At 57.5% G+C, this 19,054-nt stretch carries 8 protein-coding genes; 6 read left to right on the top strand and 2 right to left on the bottom strand.

The features are described 5' to 3' along the window. Positions 1 to 33 precede the first annotated feature (33 nt). The gene (gene pyk / locus QLG12_RS01150) at positions 34 to 1,485 is read right to left on the bottom strand and encodes a pyruvate kinase (RefSeq protein ID WP_085697206.1); all 1,452 of its coding nucleotides are present in this window, start codon (positions 1,483 to 1,485) and stop codon (positions 34 to 36) included. Positions 1,486 to 1,659: 174 nt separating this feature from the next. On the opposite strand from pyk, the gene QLG12_RS01145 reads away from it, so the two are divergent. Further along, positions 1,660 to 2,046: a hypothetical protein gene (locus tag QLG12_RS01145; RefSeq protein WP_007951249.1), complete on the top strand. Its 387-nt coding sequence runs from the start codon at positions 1,660 to 1,662 to the stop codon at positions 2,044 to 2,046. Between the two features lie 223 nt (positions 2,047 to 2,269). Next, positions 2,270 to 2,629, top strand: a complete 360-nt coding sequence (locus QLG12_RS01140; RefSeq protein WP_197870339.1) for a PilZ domain-containing protein — start codon at positions 2,270 to 2,272, stop codon at positions 2,627 to 2,629. A 114-nt stretch (positions 2,630 to 2,743) separates the two neighbouring features. On the opposite strand, the gene QLG12_RS01135 is transcribed toward QLG12_RS01140, so the two are convergent. Further along, on the bottom strand, positions 2,744 to 3,145 hold the full coding sequence (locus tag QLG12_RS01135) for a DUF6124 family protein (RefSeq protein ID WP_108563105.1): 402 nt from the start codon (positions 3,143 to 3,145) through the stop codon (positions 2,744 to 2,746). Positions 3,146 to 3,624: 479 nt separating this feature from the next. Between QLG12_RS01135 and QLG12_RS01130 the strand changes: the two genes are divergently transcribed. The 4 genes from QLG12_RS01130 (at position 3,625) to QLG12_RS01115 (ending at position 19,049) form a co-directional block, all read left to right on the top strand. Beyond that, the gene (locus tag QLG12_RS01130; RefSeq protein ID WP_282473744.1) at positions 3,625 to 6,885 is read left to right on the top strand and encodes a hypothetical protein; all 3,261 of its coding nucleotides are present in this window, start codon (positions 3,625 to 3,627) and stop codon (positions 6,883 to 6,885) included. 135 nt (positions 6,886 to 7,020) lie between these two features. Continuing rightward, entirely contained in the window at positions 7,021 to 10,620 is a 3,600-nt protein-coding gene (locus QLG12_RS01125; RefSeq protein WP_282473743.1) for a Tc toxin subunit A, read from the top strand. Between the two features lie 12 nt (positions 10,621 to 10,632). After that, a complete protein-coding gene (locus QLG12_RS01120; RefSeq protein ID WP_197870345.1) occupies positions 10,633 to 14,733 on the top strand; it encodes a neuraminidase-like domain-containing protein in 4,101 nt (1,366 codons plus the stop codon). Next, positions 14,730 to 19,049 (top strand): hypothetical protein, encoded by a 4,320-nt coding sequence (locus QLG12_RS01115; RefSeq protein ID WP_282473742.1) that lies wholly within the window; start codon positions 14,730 to 14,732, stop codon positions 19,047 to 19,049. The genes QLG12_RS01120 and QLG12_RS01115 overlap by 4 nt, the downstream gene beginning before the upstream one ends. Positions 19,050 to 19,054 lie beyond the last annotated feature (5 nt).

Raw genomic sequence — 19,054 nt, 5'->3', positions numbered from 1 at the left:
TGGCAGGGCTTTTCGTTTTCAGCAACCGGTCACTCAGACCTGCGGGTCGCCCACGTGCAGGATTTTCATGCCGTTGGTGCCGCCGGTGGTGTGGTAGCTGTCGCCCTTGGTCAGGATGACCCAGTCACCTTTCTCCACCACGCCGCGCTTGACCAGCTCGTCGATGGCTTTCTGGCTGACTTCGTTCGGGGCCAGCGAAGCCGGGTCGAACGGCACGGTGTACACGCCACGGAACATCGCCGCGCGGGCCTGGGCTTCGCGGTGCGGGGTGAAGCAGTAGATCGGCACCGACGAACGGATACGCGACATGATCAGCGGGGTGTAGCCGCTTTCGGTCAGCGCGATGATCGCCTTGACGCCCGGGAAGTGGTTGGCGGTGTACATGGTCGCCAGTGCGATGCTCTCGTCGCAGCGCTCGAATTCCTTGCCGATGCGGTGGCTGGAGGTCTTGCTGGTCGGGTGCTTTTCAGCGCCGACACAGATGCGCGCCATCGCCTGCACGGCTTCCAGCGGATAAGCGCCGGCAGCGGATTCGGCAGACAGCATCACGGCGTCGGTGTAGTCGAGCACGGCGTTGGCCACGTCGGACACTTCGGCGCGGGTCGGCATCGGGTTCTGGATCATCGACTCCATCATCTGGGTCGCCACGATCACCGCCTTGTTGTGGCGACGTGCGTGCAGAATGATTTTCTTCTGGATGCCCACCAGTTCGGCGTCGCCGATTTCCACACCCAGGTCGCCACGGGCAACCATCACCGCGTCGGAAGCCTTGATCAGACCGTCGAGGGTTTCGTCGTCGGCCACGGCTTCGGCGCGTTCGATCTTCGCCACCAGCCAGGCGGTGCCGCCGGCTTCGTCGCGCAGTTGACGGGCGTAGTTCATGTCGGCAGCGTCACGCGGGAAGGACACGGCGAGGTAGTCGACTTCCATTTCAGCGGCGAGCTTGATGTCGGCCTTGTCTTTTTCAGTCAGGGCCGGCGCGGTCAGGCCGCCACCGCGACGGTTGATGCCTTTATGGTCGGACAGCGGGCCGCCGATGGTCACGACACAGTTCAGTTCGGTGGCGGTGGCGGTTTCAACGCGCATCACCACGCGGCCGTCGTCGAGCAGCAGCTCGTCGCCCACGCCGCAGTCCTTGACCAGGTCCGGGTAGTCGATGCCGACCACCTGCTGATTGCCTTCGGTCAGCGGATGGCTGGTGGAGAAGGTGAACTTGTCACCGATCTTCAGCTCGATGCGCTTGTTGGCGAATTTGGCGATACGGATTTTCGGGCCTTGCAGGTCACCCAGCAGGGCGACGAAGCGGCCGTGCTTGGCAGCGAGGTCACGCACCAGCTTCGCGCGAGCCTTGTGCTCGTCGGGGGTGCCGTGGGAGAAGTTCAGACGGGCGACGTCCAGGCCAGCCAGAATCAGCTGTTCGAGAACTTCCGGCGAGTTACTGGCCGGGCCAAGGGTAGCGACGATTTTGGTACGACGGACGGACATGCAAAGACTCCTCAGGTTCAAGCGCCAGCGAAGGCTACTATGCTCGAAGGGTGTAGTCATTGTTCGTTTGCACTACTTAATACTTTCTTTATTGAACACGACAACTTTGGGACAAACGCGCCTGAAGATTTCCGACCAGGGGTCGATACAGAGCACAAGACAGGAGAACCCCCCATGCGATTCGTGCCCATTGCCGCCCTTGCCCTCAGCGTCCTCGCCGTCACGGGCTGCACCCGTTGGTCGATGAACCATCATTTGAACAACGCCTACAGCGCCTACGACCGGGGCAATTGCGAGCAGGTGATGCTCGAACTGTCCAAGGTCGAGCGCGCCAGTCGTGCCCGCCCGTATGTGTGGCCGGAAGTGTCGATGATGCGCGGCCAGTGTCTGGAGCGGCAGAAGATGTTCGTCGATGCGGCGCAGACCTATCAGTTCATCATCGCCTCGTACCCCAACAGCGAATACGCCTACCGCGCCCGCGCGCGTCTGGAAACCCTGCAGAGCCTGGGCCATTACCCGACCCGCAGCGCGGCGGCCGTGGTGCGTCCGACCCGCTTCTGATGGCGGTTGTCATACAAAATCTGGCTGGCTGTACAAGGTGAGCTATAGTCCAGAGACACCGGTTCGAAGCCTGCTTTGTGAACCGGCGCAACACCTGCGACTGGCTTGAGATTGACGTGGCGAGCGCCGCCACACCGGAAGCGGGGAGAGCGGACCTGTCGGGCAGGTTCGTTCCGAATCACAGTGCGGCCCCAGGCACCGGGCCCTGCATGGCGATACGCTCATGTTTACCGACCGTCGAATCGAACGGCATCAGCTGCCGTATTTTCTGCGAGTGTTCAACAGCGTCACCGACAAACCCATCGGCTTTCTGGGCAATGTGTCCGAAGACGGTTTGATGCTCATCAGCCAGTTGCCGATGATGCTCGGTGCCGAATTCAACCTGCGCCTTAAAATCCCCGTGGGCGATGGCTGTCAGCAGGTCATCGACCTGACGGCGTGCTGCCTGTGGTGCCACGAAGACGCGACCCCCCAACATTACGACGCCGGCTTCAGCCTGTACCGCACGCCGCCCGAATACGGGCAACTGGTCGAGGCGTTGAAGCAGTACTTCAGTTTTCAGCCGTTGCCGGCCTCGGCCTGACTCAAAACCTTCAAAAGCATCACGGGCAAGCCCGCTCCCGCAAGGACAGCGCTGATCCCTGTGGGAGCGGGCTTGCCCGCGATGGTGTCATTTCAGACAACTCATAACCAAAGGCTAGGCAACAGCAATCGCCCGCTCGTTATCCAGCGTCCTCTCTGCCAGCAGCAACCCCATCTCGCTCAACTGATAGATCGCCATCGCCAGATGCCGCGGCTTGTCGTCCAGGCTATCGGCCAGGTCGAGCAGCAGGATGCTGACCGAGGAAAAGGTCTCATAGGTCTGGATGGCGATCGCCTCGGGGTTGATGTCCGGGTCGACCTTGAACATCTGCATGCCGCGATCGACGGAATTGCGTGACTTTTCAGCTTTGGGGTTGAGGTAGAAATCGAGGGCCCGGTGGGCCGCGTCGTGGAGTTTTTTTGAATCGACGGAGGCGTAGGGAGAGACCGGATCGGGTTGATCGGTCGGGTCCGTTGGATCGATGTCCAGCGGTGGGTTTGGCGTTGGTTTTTTCATGTATTCGTACTCGTCATCAAGGCCACCATCTGGCTCGCGACTAAACGAGAAAGGGGTGGCGGCTGTAAGCAGGTTAGTCGACCGGGAGTACGTACCGGTGCGCCCTAGGGCGCCCTGCGAACAGCCACCATCGAGTGCGGGGATAGGGAATACCCGACTGGATGACGCTTATGCGCAACGTACTAAAGACCCCGGGCGACTAAACCCGGCCGCTGATTGGCAGCGACGGGAATCAAGTTACGGGCCAACGCCAAAGCGCACAAGCCGGCGGATTCTGAGGGATTTGTAGGCAATGGCACAAGGCGTCGTAGCCCGCTGTTACGACTTGCAGGACGCTGCCGGACCGGGTTGTGGGAAGAGTTACCGTTTGTCGGGACTGTCAGATCTGTCAGGTGTGGAAGTACAAAAGGTTGCCATTAATAAGTGAGCCAATTTCTCGCATGCACCGGCAACTTTCCTGAACCGTCTTGGAGAAGATCATGGATACCGACGACGATAATGAAAAAGATTTTCCTGACGGTGAAATGGAGGGGCAAAGTACAGGCAATGTTGAGTTTGGCTTCATGAATATCGAACCATCTGTTGCAGGCGAAGCGATCAATCCGGAATCCCCGCAGAATCCATTAGTTGAAACCAAAATCCTGCGGGCCGAGAAGGATGGCTACTGGGCTGAAATTGAAGTCAGTACTATATGGGAAGTGGACGGTACCTCGTTTGATTGCCGGGTCACACGATATCGCACCAAGTCCAGTAACGCTGGCCTTGATGGCAAGCTTTACTTTTCTCTGCATCAGGAACCTCGAGGGTCCACTTCCGGTTATTCAGAAAGTGTTGGTAGAGCTTCACAGTACGGCCAATGGTCCAATCTTGATTGGAAGGCAGTTATACCGACCACTACCAAAAAAGCGCGAATAGATTTTACCTTTGTCTATTCTTATTTCCTTTCGGGGATCGTGCTTGAAAAAACTTTAGAGAAATTTGAAATTATTATTTGGTACTTTCCCCCTCCTCCTCAACCCACGCTTGTCTCCCGAAATTTTAATACTTCAACATTTGAAGTGACAGGTACGGGAGGTTTAGCCGGGGCACTTATGGTCCTTGATGACGGAGCTGGAACCTTGGCAACGCGTGTTCAGCCAACTGGCGGAGCATGGTCAGTGCCAGTTACTGTTGCGGACAACGTTAACACTCAGCGGATGCAGGCGTATCAGCAAGTTTATGGTGTGAATTCGCCTCGTACTCCTTTGGTGTACATGTATCGAGCAAAACTGACCTACCCAACCGCTGGGGCGATCGTGCCGATGAAGGACCTTGTTTACCAAGCCATCGGTGCGCCAGATTCGAAAATGTTCGCATTGAACTCCAAGAATATTTATGAGAGCTGGTCTGATCAACACCTGGTTAATTCATCTGGTGTATGGCAAGGCGCATCGATCAGAGTTTTGCCCAGCGGAAATGCAGAAGTGAAAGTTCGTTTTTATGACAATCCAGATGTGTCTGCCTCCTATGATTACACCCAGTCGGTTGCTTTCAAAGTACTGGGTTACCCGCGAATTACTCTGCCCACAGCTGATTCGCTTCAGAACTCAAACTTTGACCTCAGTGGCGATAATGGATTGGCTCAAAGCAGGATCGTTGCTTATTACGATCTGACGGGCACTGCTGTCGGTGAAAGCACTGTGAGAGCGGACGGTACCTGGACCATACCTGTGGCGGGCAGAGCGGGGTTGGTTTCATTGGCGGTCGAACAATTTGCCGGAGGCAAGAGTTCCGGACGTGGTGCTTTGCGAACATTCAAGATAAAACCCCCACAACCGAACAAACTGACGGTACAGGTCGACGCCCAAGGCAAAGTGACCCTCGGAGGTGTAGGGCATGTCGGCGCGACGTTCTATCTCCACGTCCAGGGCGACTTCACGCCTTTCCACTCCTTTACCGTTACAACGTCTCCCTGGACAGTGCTCTTTCCCGATTGGTTGCCGGGTACTTCGCTGATCGGTGGCCGACAAAGTGTGCCCGACAGTGCAGGGCAGCCGATCTATTCGGATTGGGCGCCGGAGAGCACCACGGTCGTGGTGCCTGTTCCTCCTCCGACATTGAGTTTCCGCGTCAGTCCGGACGGCATTCCCACTTTCTTCGGTACGGGCAGGATCTGGTCCGGGCAACCGGCCGCCAGAGTAGAGGTCCGGTTGAACAACGCCCACACCGCAATCGTGCCGATCGTTGAAGTAGAAGCAACTTCGACCTGGTCCAGCGAGGCAACCGAACGCTGGGCTCCTGGGACGTATTCGGTAACGGCTACTCAGTGGTTCAAAACGCTGCAATCAGAATGGGTTCAGCCGCCTGTTTCGGCAGTAATCCCCGCTCCCCCTGCGGTTATCGAAAAAGTGACCCCGAACGGCCTGTTTGCAACGGTCGTTGGCCAATGCTGGCCGGGAGCGGAGTTGACGATCAAGTTCGACGACAATTCCACCCCCCATCGGGTTACAGATACGGACAAGGACGGGCAATGGGACTTCCAGAGCCCCACGGCGTTTCGCCCCGGCAGGCACACGGTCAGGGTCACGCAAACTTTCGGTGGGCAAACCTCCAGCGAGGTGTCCATGGCCTTCGATATAGTGGTGAGCGTACTGGTGATCACTCCGCCACCGGGAGGGGAAACGGATCATTTGCCGGTATTGCAAGGCACCGGCGGGATCGACGGCTTCACGATCAGGGTTTTCGATTACGTGACCCACGACCTGTTGGGAGAGGCGCTTGCAACAGGAGATGCTTGGTCAGTGCCGATCAAGGAACTCGACTACCAGACCCACACCGTATTCGCCATACAGGTGCTGGGTGACTTGCAATCGGTACCCAGCACTTCGGTTACTTTTACAGTGGTGTTGTTTGCGCCAACGATCGACTTTCCCGAAACAGAAACATCAGTTCCTCGGACATTCGCGGTAGAGGGTTATGCCAGAGCGGGGAAAGGATTCGACCGGCCTGAGGTCGATGTGTACCTCGACGACGTTCCCCATCGTGTTTATCCGCATTTTGGGGATGGATATTTCAAACAATATTTCACACGGCCATTGGGGCCATGCGTACTTAAAGCCAGGCAATACTTCAAGGATCAGGAGTCACCGCCCAGTGAGGATGTGCTGGTCACGATCGTTCCCGACAAGGCACTCATTGAAACGCCAGCTATTGGTGAGGCTGTCGGAAAGCATTCGATGACCTGCGGGTTCGGATACCCGGGAGATGGAGTCGTGGTTGCCCTACGTGATGGTACGGAGCTGGGGCGGACCGAAGTTCGGGGGGACGGAACGTGGTTCTGTCCGGTCGAGCTTCCTGATACTGCGAGCGACCTTTCACTCCTCACCGAGCAGCGCAATGGTGAGTTCCACTCGGGTTGGTCTGAGCCCAGACCCGTGCAGCGGCTTGCGGCCCCACCCACCTTCAACGAACCGTCGGAAGGCAAGTGGGAGGGACCAACACCCGAGTTCACAGGCGTTGCTCAGGAGAGTTCGCGGGTTGATGTGGTCGCCTGGTACGACGCAGAGGAGAAACATGCCAGCGCTCTCGTAACCAACGAAGGACGTTGGGCCGGCGCATCCGAACGAAATCTGCCTGCCGGCCCGCAATGGGCCCGTGCCGTGCAGGTCGTGGGTGGAAAACGCTCCATGCCCGCTGACAGCAAACGATTCGAAATAGCGCCATCTGGCGAGCCGCCACGGCGTCATCCAACTCCCCAGTGATCCGACCAATGGTCGCGTTTACTGTCAGTTATGACAGTAGACGCCGCCCGTGCGATGGCGCCAAATCCTTTGCAGGCACTGTGCAAAATGCGCCGTTCCTTCACTGGAAACCGTTTCGGACCCAGGAGCATCAACATGGACCGCTCTCCCGCTCAGATCGCTCAGAAGATGTTCACGCAAGCGGTCGGTAAACCCAAACGCTCGTCCACGACGGCAATGACACGTTTTTTCAAGGAGGGGGGATCTGTCGTCGTGCTGGCGCAGAAAGGCGTCGACGGGTTGATGCACGAGTATGGCCTGACCCGGCAACAGGCCGGCGAGTTCCAGCAGCGCCTCAATGTGCTGTCGACCGCGGTATTGCGGGAATTCATCGAGCACCAGTTGACCGCGAAAGACTCCAGGCCTGTCGCGCGCAAGGGGCTCAATAACGGTCCGACGTACGCCTTGTTGTTCAATCCGAACTTCGACGACTTGTGCCCGCCGGGTGCAATCGAAGCCATTCATTCGCCTGCGGCGTATCTGACAGCCCTGTTGCATTGGGCGTTGCATCGGCTGGGCGTGACCGATGGCAAGGCTCTTCCGCTGGTTGACCGGCGTACGGACCTCGAAAAACTGTTGATCGATGTCAAGGCGGTTCATGGCGCAGTGTTGTCGGTGGACGTGATCAGCCGCATCATGGAGCGCTTCATCACCGCCACGCTGGGGTCCATTCCAAACCTTGACGAGGCGTTGAGCCAGAAGGCCTTTCCCCGTGAGCTGCCCTTTCACTGGCCCTGGGTCACGCTGGATCATGTACTGAAGGGGCATGACGAATCGGTGGGCAGCGTGGTGCGTCGGTGCGATTTGCAGTATCCGTACTTTCTTCGCTCGGCACCGTGGAGCGACAAGTCGGATGACGCCCTCGTTCAAGCTACACGGTTGAGTCCATCACAGCGGACAATCCTGACCGAGGCGCCGCATTTTCCAGACGGAGCGGACGAGTTCTATCGGAAATACCTCGGTCTCAAGGATATTTCGGTGGGTAATCTGAGGCTCGTCGCCGTTTTCAATGAACGCATGAAACTGGATACGCCGGCGCTTGAGGCATTGCTTTCGATTCAAGGTTTTGCTCCTGTCCTGTCCGAAAATGCGCCACCAATAAGCGCAGGCCCATACCCTGTAACAGGCCGGGATCATGGGTCTGTGTTCATTAATGAGGCAACGTTCCCCCCCATCAGGGTCTTCAATACCGGCGTGGAACTGCTCAACCGTTTCGAGGATATGGAGCCCGACCGGGTTGACCGTGCCAATCGTATGGTACGACTGACTGACTGGTTGCAGTTGGACAGTCACGAGACCGATCGACTGATCGTTGCGGCAATGCTCGCTGAAGTGCCCCAGCCGACCCCCTCTCGCTATTGGATCACAGCCAATACTCTGCGAGCTGTTGGCTTGTTCCAGGAATTGCGGGAGGTTTTCGGATGCACCGCAGAAGACTTCGCCGCTTTTATCGGGCTGCTTTCCATTTTCGGGCGCGGTACGGAGCGTGCCCAATTCGATCGAATTTTCAACAGTGATGCCGCCAGCTCTCGTCCTTTGGTACTTGATGACCGATCCTTCCCGGTGATTCCCGTGACCGCTGCCGACCTGCTTACGGTCAAGCAATTGTGCGCGGGTCTGCGCACTGATCTGGAAACCTATTTTTACCTCGCCAACCTGATTGCCGCCGCTCATGGCCTGACTGAGCTCAAATGCAACTTGCCGATCGTGTCCAGTTTTTATCGCATGGTCAGGCTGCCCCGTTTGCTGGGGATCACTCCGATCGAGGCAGTCCTGTTGTTGAACCTGACGGGAGGTCAGGTCTGGGTGAACACGCTGGCCGGCGTGCCACAGATCAACAACCTGCAGTCAGCTGATACACCGGACGTATTGAGTGTGATCCGTGCCTTGATGGATGGCGTGCAATGGGCTCAGAGCGTGCAGTTACCGGTGCACTGGGTGGTGCAACAGGCGACAGTCTGGCCACCGAACCGGCCCGATGAAAGACAGCTCGCTCTGTTCGATCAGTGGCGTCGGCAGGCCCCGGTGTCTCAGATGACGGAAGATGTACTGAAAATGGCCGGTATCGAGCCCTTGTCGAACAATCGCCAGTGGTTGCGGGCGTTGAGGGCGTTGGTTGACGAACAGGGACTGATTCGTGATTTTGTTGAATCAGCGGATCAGACCTACGAAGCCCATGCCCGGGAAATGGCGGAGCGGGCTGTGGTGTTTGAGACGGGGAGCCTCAATACAGCTCTGGTGGAGCTGATTCTGGCGGTCGTGCTGCGTTGCCGCGCCAGTCAGAACAGTATGGTGCAGGAAGGGTTGGCTGCGTATAGCGGCCTGAAGCCGGATATGGTTCTGCAGGTGCTTGGGTGGTCCGGCGCCAATGTGCATTTCGTATTGGCTCAAGTGCTCGCGTTGCCGGAAACTTTCAAGGACAGCGGTACGGTGCTGCGACGGGAAGACCCGTCGAGTGATCCTGTTCTGCAGGTGTTGGCCGAGTTCTTGAGACGTAGCGCCGTGGTCGCGAGGCTGGAACTCAGCAGTGAATTTCTGAATCACTTCATCGCGACCGGGTATCGCGAATGGTTCGGTCTGAATTCGGTCGACGCATTCGACCTTTCAACACTGTATTACCTGACAGTGTACAAACGTGCCCTGGGCATGAGTGATCGGCCGGAAACGAGACTGGTTGACTATCTGCGCCGCATTAACGCGTTGCCGGCCAACCTGAGCAACCACGGTCTTGAGCTGGTTCAGGAGCGTGCCGCGAAGTGGCTCGCCGAGCTGTTCAACTGGAGCGTGGATGAAGTGCGCATCTGCGCCGCTCATGTGAACCCGTCGAAAGGCCTGGTCGTGACCCTGCAACAGCTTGATGTGCTGACCCGTATTCGTTTGTTGGCCAAAAAGACCGGTCAGAGTGCCAGGACACTCCTCGAGCTCGGGAAGCTGCCACCGGACAGCGAATATGCCGACTATGAACGCGTCGCGGACCTTGTCAGAGGCAGCCTGACGACCACGACCGAACCGACTTATGCTGACGACGTCATGGCCGTGGAGCTGGACGTGATCGTGCGCTGGACGACGGAGCCCGATCCCGTCAGGTTGATCGCCAACAAACCGGACGAATTTGCCGAATTTACCGTAACGGTAGAGAACCGCGAAGGCCAGGTGCGATTGAGCGTCAATGTTCATTGCGCCACCACGCTGGGCCGGTTTGAACCTTCAATGATCACCACCGGCGACGACGGCACGGCGAAGGTGAAGTTTTTCCCGGGCAGTCGGATGGGCAGCGTTACCCCCGTTTTCTGGCTGGATCTGGGTGAGGAAACGCCCGCACCGAGGATCGAGATCGGGCCGGATATGGCCACACTCCATTTGATAGCCCGAAACCCTTCCCCCATCCCCGACAGCACCGTGCTGATCGGAACGCCGGTGACCTGCCGCGCCATCGTCCTGGACGACTACGACAACCCCATCGCAGGCGCATCGGTGACCTGGACACTCGATCCGCTGCCTCAGGGTGAGATCGAGACTGTTACTGACCGGCAAGGAGGCACCGAGGTGACATTCACCAGTGCCAAGCCGCTTACCGTGAAGGTTACAGCGACGGCTGAAAACTCGACGACCGTTACGTTCCGCGATGTGACGTTTGTCGCAGCCCTTCCCGCGCGCCGACGAGTACCGGCGCCCCGCAAACAACGCAAACAGTGACAGGAGACGGTGATGCTCAATAAAACTTCAGGTGAGCTGTCAGCCCTGCGTCGCAATGCGTTGATTGATTTCTGTCTTCACGCAAAGCATGAGAAGGCCAATCATCCCTTTCCGATGAATACCCAATCGGCGGATGACCTCTGGGAATGGCTGCGCTCCGACCCGCTGGACAGCGACGAGATTGAAACCTCGTGGGTGGCGGAGGCCGTGAGCTGTTTGCAGGCTTACATTCATGCGGTGTTCCAGAAACTCGAACCGGGGTACGACGGGCGGGAGTTCGATCCTGGCCTTCTGCAAGAGTGGGACCTCGCCCGCAGTTACGGGTCGTGGTCGGCAAGCACGCTGCTGGTGTGCATGCCTGAGGAATCCATCACGCCTTATGTGCGCATCCGAAAAACCGGATTGTTCAGGGCTCTTGAGAGTTATGTGAATCAGACCTCGATCACTGACGATTCGGTGCTCAAGGGCGTGCAGCGTTACCTGCGCAGCTTTGAAGAAACCTGCAATATGAATGTCTCGACCGGTTATCTGGACGGTGCCGATCCGTGGAAGGCGCGTTATTACCTGGTGGGCAGACAACGCATTGCGCCTTTTGGCTGGTTCTGGCGTGAAGCGAACATCGACCTCGCTGTCGATTCGCCATCGGTCAATCCGACGGCATGGGGTGAGTGGAAGTCTGCCGACATCCCCACCGATGACACCGTGCTGGACTGTCGGATGGTCTTTTGGGAGGGCCGGTCATGCATGGTCTGGGTCCAATGGCGTGAGGGTCTTTTCGATAAAACAGGTGAGATGCAACGCCCCCACGAGCTGGAGGTCATGGTGGCGTTCATTGCGCTGGACGACAGCTGGTCGCCACCCATTCGCTTGCATCTGCTGCAGACTGACAAGGACGTGTCGAAGGGGTGCCGGTTGGTCGCGGTGATTCTGCGTGATGAGATCGATACCGAGTATCCCAAGGGCCGGCTGGCGGTGCATGTGACCAATGTCCAGCCCAAAGTTGGTACGTCGTCAGCGCAGTCTGTCGCGATCTATGAAACCCGTGACTCGCTGTTTCGCAAAGTGAAGGACGAAACGGCGGTCATGGATTACCTGGCCAATCACTTGTTTGTCGAGCGCCGTACGCTTCAGCAAAAAATGCGGCCGCAGTTGTTTCCGGCTGTTGACAGCCAGATCACCAACTCCGGCACGCTGGTGGAGTTTTTGGGGATCAAGGCTTATATCGTGCGTAACAGCCCTGCCGAACACTCGCTCTGGGTTCAGGGGTATTGTGCTCACGTCTCACATGGCGATGGCACAGGGATAGATTTCACGCTGGCCGTCAAGTTTTCCACTGGTAGCGACCCTCAGCCATTGACTGAAAAGTACCCGTCCTCCGGCGGATGGGCAACGAAATGGCTGGAAATCAAGCGGTCGACGTTCAACAGCATCACGATCACCGTGACGTTGACAGGTGCCGCAAACTACGGTGAGCGAACCCTCGTCCTGACGGTCCCCGCCACGCTCGGTGAGCATGGACCCCTGCCATATATCCATGACACCGATACGAAGGGCGCCCAGTTTCTGGCCTTCAACCAACCGGCAACCGTTTTGCAATTGAAATACGTCCGGCTCAATACGTTGATCGGGCACGAACTGGTGCTGCGTTCCAGTGTATCGATCTGGGCATTGCTTGACTGGGCGACGCAGTTTCCGAAGGAATCGCCTCTGCCTGAAAACGAAATCGAGCCGAACGGCCCGTTCGATGGCGCCAATGGTCTGTTTTTCTGGGAGCTGTTTTTTCACTTGCCCCACCTGATTGCCGCCCGGCTGCGTGACGAGAACCGTTTTGAAGCGGCCCAGCGCTGGCTGCATTGCCTATTCAATCCTCAGGAGCCTGCGAAACCGGCGGAGGGTGATGTCCCGGCAAAACCGCCATACTGGGGTTGCCGGCCCCTGGACGTGAAAAAAACCGACATCGCCCATGAAGCCTTCGCACCGGGGGATCCGGATGCCATTGCCTATTCATCGCCCTGGCATTACAAGATCGTGGTTTTCCTCGACTACGTAAACAACTGCATCGCCTGGGGCGACTGGCTCTTTCGCCAGATGACGCGAGACAGCCTGACGGCCGCCAAGCTGCAGTATGTCCGGGCCAGGTCGCTGATGGGCGCCAGTCCGGATACACGTAGCGTCAATCGCTGGGAACCCAAAGAGCTCGGTGACCTCGTGAAGGAAATGTTGACCCGACCGGCCCTCGCGGAGTTTGAAAAGACTTTGCGGTTGCGGGCGGAGGAGTTGCCGGTCAGGGCTGCACGCACTCGGTGTCCGAATGTAATCGGCACGTCTTCTTTCAAGCTCCCGGTCAGTTCGCGTTTGCTGAGACTCTATGATCTGCCTGGTCAGCGTATCGACAACATTCGTCATGGTCGGACAATCGACGGCAAGCTTGCATCCATCCCTCTATTCACCGCCATGGATCCAAGGGAGTTGTTGAGCCGGCTGGCAGCCGGTAACGCGGGACCGGTGCGACCGATGGGCGGGCAGTTACGAGTGGCGGTCTGTCGCTGGAACGTACTGTTCGATGCAGCGTTGCAGATGGTGCAGCACCTGCAGGAGCTGGGGAACGAAGTGCAGCGTCTGCTTGAACATCAGGATCGTGTCCAGCAGGAGACGTTGCAGCAACGCCATTTGACTGAGCTTGGCGAATTCGCTCGTCGGGCACAGGAAGAATCCATAGCACGTGAGGTCGAGAGCCTTACGGCGCTGCAACACAGCAGAACCATGGCCGAAGAGCGTGAGCTGCATTACGCCGATCTGTACGAAAAACACATTTCACCTGATGAGTCCCAAGTCATGGAATATCTCGAGGCTGCTTCTGGCCTCGCTTCTCTGGCCACCGGCTTTCAAATGGGGGCGGCGGTTGTCCATGCGTTCCCCAAAATCTGGGGTACGGCCAATGGCGGTCAAGAGCCAGGTCACCTGTTAAGTGCGCTGGGGTTTGCCTTCCAGATTGGCGCGGACGTCCAGCGCGCCAAAGCTGATAAGACAGCCAACTCCGAAAGCTATCGTCGTCGCCGAGAGGAATGGCGGTTGCTGCGCAATCAGGCGATTACTGAAAAAGATGCGCTCAGTGCCCAGATTAATGGCCAGGAACGGGCCATCAATGCAGCAAGGATCAATCTGGAACACACCCTTGCCGCGAATGACCAGGCGTTCAAACTGTTCGAGTTCCTGCAGACCCGAGCGACCAATCAGGAGCTTTACCAGTGGCTGATGGGGCAAGTGCAAACCTTGCACTTTCAGGCGTATGACGCCGCTGTTGCACTGTGCCTGAGCGCTCAGGCAGCCTTGCGAGCGGAAACCTGTGAGTTCGACGCTTATCAACTGGACATCGATGTCTGGCGCGACCAGCGGCGCGGCTTGACGGCTGGCGCGACATTGCAGGCCAGTCTTTTGCGAATGCGGTCGGAATATCTGCAACGTAATGAGCGACGCCAGGAGATCGTCAAGACCGTTTCACTGCAACAGCTGTTCGATGATCCTGCGACCCGGCAGAAGGGCTTTGACAACTGGACGGAAGCGCTGGATCACTTGCTGGCGACGGGCACACTGGATTTCGAGCTTACCCAGCTGCTGTTCGACCGCGACTACCACGACCATTACTGTCGTCAGATTCTTCGCGTTGAAGTCACCTTGCCAGTGCTCACCGGGCCTTTCGAAAATGTGGTGGCGAACCTGATACAGGTCGGCAGCTATATCGCCACAAAACCATCGAGCGAATCGCTGGAGTATCTGCACTCCGGAGAGGGTGTGGCGCCGGTCGATGTGCTGATCAACCTGAGCAGCGGGCAGCAGGTTTCCCTGTCCTCTGGGCTGGACGACATGGGCATTGTCTCTCTCAGCGCTGACGAAGGCATGACGCTGCCGTTCGAAAACACCGGTGCCGTATCGCGCTGGCAGATGGTATTTCCCTGGCATCTGAAGCAAGAGCCGATGCTGCTGTCGCTGACCGATATCGTGATCAAGGTGTTTTACACCGCCAAGGTCGGGGATCTGGCTTTTTCCAAAAAAGTGCAGGAGCTGGTTAACGAGGCTGAGCGCAAGGTCGAGTCCAAGGGGACGCAATCATGAGCGAGAGAAGCATCGATACGGATCACAACTTAGTGAAGAACGGCAATATGACCGAGGGCTACACCGCCTGGGATGATGTGCTCAATCCGGGCGGTGTCGCTATCCGAACCGACAGGTGGGGAGACAAAATCGTATCGATCATGACACTCACCCATCGCGCGGCGGTTCGGCAGAGGATGATCGTGCCGATCGGACAGCAGGCTGAGGCTCGTTATAGCCTGCGTGTTCTCTACGAGAACACCTATTTGTCATCCGCCGCACTGCTGGTGCTCAATAAAAAGGGCAGTGACGAAAAGCTGGAAATCCAATTGCCGGCGAAGGCAGAGTTGCGGGATGCCGACTCTTTGGCGGTTGATCTGACCGAAATTCAGAAGGATTTGCCGGAAGCGTTGGGTTTACGAGCAGGTGATGAACTGGAGATCAATATGAGCAGCCCGGCGAGGGCTGCGGGTGACCCCAGCTCTGCGGAAATCCGTCTGACCGGAATAGAAATAAAACTGAATCTTCCGGCGTTGACGTTGGAGGCAGTCATCAATGATGGCAGGGTATTCGGCTCGGGCAGTGTTTTGCCGGTCTGCCTGGGTGCTACCGGTGATCAACGTCACAGGGTTTCTTTTGTGGTTGAGCCGCAGAGTGTCTGGAAAAGTCTCGAGGCCAGCCTGTGGCTGGACGATAACCCGCTGGAGGCCATTACCGCTGAGCCCGAGTTGGGGAAATCTCAGAGCATCAATCTGGACTGGCTGCTGGATTGTCCGGAGCCGACAGGCAAAGAACCTTATGAACTGAAAGCAAAGATTTACAGCAAATACTCGGCGCCAGCGTATTCACTGTTGGTTTCCTGGGGGCACCATCTCCTGGAGTTGCTGGCGCTCAAACAGGCCGAGACGGATCCGGTCATCGAGTACAACCAATCGGTGGAGCTGCAGGTTCAGGCCAGATCCTCCTATACCCACACACCGGTGGAGAGTGAGGTGATCTGGCGGGAAGACAGCAAAGGGGAGAAGGTTTTGCACCGGGGCCCTACCGATGCTCAAGGCCGGTCGACGTTTATTTACACGCCAACCGAGGAGGGGGTAAGCAGGATTGTCGCTTCGGTGGCCAGTCTTTTGTCCGACAATGGCGAAGCGACGAATACATTCGAGGTTCGAGCGTTTGCGAGTGATCCGTTCAAAACCTTACAGGCTCGGTTCAATGGCGGGCCCCCGGCCCTTTGGGGGGCGAAAACTCGCTATCCGGAGCGCGGTGAGCCATTCCCTGTCAATCTGGATATTCCGGCGGAACATCCTCTGAGCGCCGCCAGGTTTTTCCTGAACTGGGCAAATGGTGATCCTCAAGCGGACGTGGGGGCAACTGCTCAACCGGATTTTGGGGCTCCAGCGCCTGTTGTGGGCGGTACAGTTCTCTGGACAACGAACTTCGAGGACAAGCGCGACGGCGTATTTGGCTGGACCCTTGGTTGTTCCAGGCTGCAGCATCTATCCCGTAGCAATGCCATGTCGCTGGCTTACAACAGAGTCGTGATCGGCGACACCTGGGGGCCGAGCAAGTTGCCGGTGGTGGACGAAGGCGACGTTGTGACGTGCATGGTGAAGGTGCAAACGAGTGATGGACGACCTGTCAGCAACGCTGAAGTAGAGTTTGTGACACCAACCGGAACGGTCAAGTCTTTCACGGGTGTGGATGGCTGGGGGAGCGTGGATCACACGCCGGCCAATGCGGGTGATTACGTGATCGTCGCACGGGTGCAGCGCCACGAAGACGCGCCTGTGGAGGAGCATTCATTCGCCGTCAAGGCGTTGCCCACCAGCGCATGGAAAGGGCAGGTCAATGTCTCTCTGGACGGGGAACCGATTGACCGGGTCATTCAAGGGGTGATTTGCCGACATGGCAAAGTACACAGATTGCGTATTGATCCTGTCGCGAATAGCCGCTTTATCGGCAAGTCGATTGCATTGGACTGGAATGGGAATACGCCCCCTCTACCGGGACTTCAGCTGGATCCGGAAGCCGGTGACGCTCGAGTGATGAGTGAATTGGGTCTTGAGTGGGCGATCGATTCAGGCACTGTCGGCAGTGGACTCTCGACTTTGGCGTTCAGCAGTTCCGATTCGCCGGAAGTATACGAGCTTCCCGCCAGGCTGCTGGGCAGCGATCTCGCGAACGAACTCCGGGTGATGCTTGATCATGTTTCGGCTGAGCCGGGTACTGACGCGGTGCACCCCTGCCTTGGGGCCTCCCACACATCCGCGCTTATGCCAAAAGGGGTCAGTGCGTTGCATGGACTGCCTGTGAAAATGGCCATCACACCATTGGCACCGGGAATGAAAGTCAGTCCACCACTGAGTGAAGATGTCTTCATGGCGGCGGGCGGCGCCCGTAGGCAACTGGACTTTACCGACAGCACTGTCGGTGTCGAGATGATTCAGACCGCTACCATTGAGATCGGTGGGGAGCCGCTGACGGTGCAGACTCGATTGATGCTGGGCCATAACAAACTCAAGATTCTGGCCTCGCGCGGTCCGGCCATTGATCCTGTCATGAGCAAAGGTGAGCGTGCCCGGGTCGAGTTTCGGATGGGGTCGGCGTTCACGGATCAGCCGGTAGAGAATGCAGAGCTCACGTTACGAGTCGGAAGTGCCGAACCTGTTTCCATACAGACAGAAGCCGATGGCTGGGCGCGGCACGATGTTCTGCCGAGTCAGGCCGGTATAAGCCCCATTACTGTTGTTGCTTCGAATCCTTACGATGGGTCAACGGCGGAAACCGGGGCGCAGCTCAGTGCCCTCGCAACGGATCCCTGGAAGGATCTGGAGGTTTTCGTGAGCGCTTCACAGGGGTATCCGTGGGCAGTTGCGGCGTTGTTTCCGAGACGCGGTGAAGATTTCGGTTTCCGTCTTTTAGCGAGGGATGGCAGCCCGTTGCTCAATCAACAGTTAGCGCTGGGGCTGGTTAATCCCGGCCGGAGTGAAATCGGGCTCAAATTCAATCGGGAGTTGGGTGAATTCCACGCATTGGATGGGCAGGGGCTGGATTTTGAGTTCAAGGATGGTGATGTAAAGGACGCCAGTGTGTCTCTCCAGGTGGCTGCCTCTCGTTTGTTGGATCGATCTCCTGTGCAGCACCTGTCTTTGGGAAGTCGAGCTCTTGTCGCCAACATTGCTGCGACTAGCACACTGCTTCAGGTCGTTGATTGGAGAGCTGCCGTGATCACTGAAGTCACCGTAACCGATGCGTTGACTGGCAAGGCCATGAGAGGTTTACCGATCCAGTGGGAGTTGTCGGAGCAGGAAACGAGGGTGACTTCCACCAACTATCGGGGTGTCGCTCGGATCAGCTTCGTTCCCGGAATAACGGGGCCAGGTATCGTCATCGCTTCTGTTGCGGGCGGCGCTGATTCGGCGTCAGTCAACTTTCGTTATTCAATGAGCGAACCGTGCCAGATTGAAGAGTTGGTCGTTGATGCGTCGAGTGGAAATCCCGGTCAAAAAGTGTCGGCGCATGTTTTCGTGGTTTCGGCTCTCAGCGGGAAGGCGCTGTCAGGGATCGAGGTGGGCTGGCGGCAGGGCGGACAAACATTACCTTCGATATTCACCGATGCTCAAGGCAAGGCGACAATCGAGTTCTGGATGGTGCCAGGTGAAACCCGATTGATCGCATCGGTTCGAAGCGGTCTGGCCGGTAGCAGTGTGAAGTCGCTGATACTGTCAGCCCCGCCGGATGAGATGGTCGTTGCAGAGCTGGCCAGTGACAAAACCAGATTTTGGCTGGGGGAGACCATGACAGCACAAGCCCGAGTGATCTATGAGCAACAAGGGGGCGTTGCGCCTGGTGTTACGGTTAAGTGGCGTTTCCCGACTCTTCAGTCGCAAACCTCCATGACCAATGAAAATGGGCTGGCAGAAATGAAGGTGACGCCTACGGTTGAGGGCCTGCATCAGTTGGTTGTCAATGCCCAGGAAGGTTTCGGCGGATCGAAAACCTTGAATTACGAGGTTCTTGATCCACTTGATTCTCCCGATCATGCGGATATCGAGTCTGTCACCGCCGTGCCCGATCCGGTTTATGTGAACAATTGGCTCACGCTGAAAGCGCGGATCGTAGGAACCAGATCCCGGCTCCCCATGCCAGACCGGAAAATAATGGTGTCCAGAAACGGGGCGCCATTCATTGAGTCGAAAACCGATTCGAAGGGAGAATTCGAGTATGGATGGAAACCGCTATCCTCCACGGAGCAGGTGTCCCTTTTCATCAAGGTCGACAACCCTGGAGGCACGTCTGTCAGTCAAGGTGTCTCTGTAACCGTTCTGGATAACTGAGCGGC

Origin of the sequence: Pseudomonas sp. V88_4 (assembly GCF_029967985.1) — a bacterium.
Classification (GTDB): domain Bacteria; phylum Pseudomonadota; class Gammaproteobacteria; order Pseudomonadales; family Pseudomonadaceae; genus Aquipseudomonas; species Aquipseudomonas glycinae.
The sequence above is the reverse complement of the archived record's forward strand: the minus strand, read 5'-3'. Positions and strand labels throughout refer to the sequence as shown.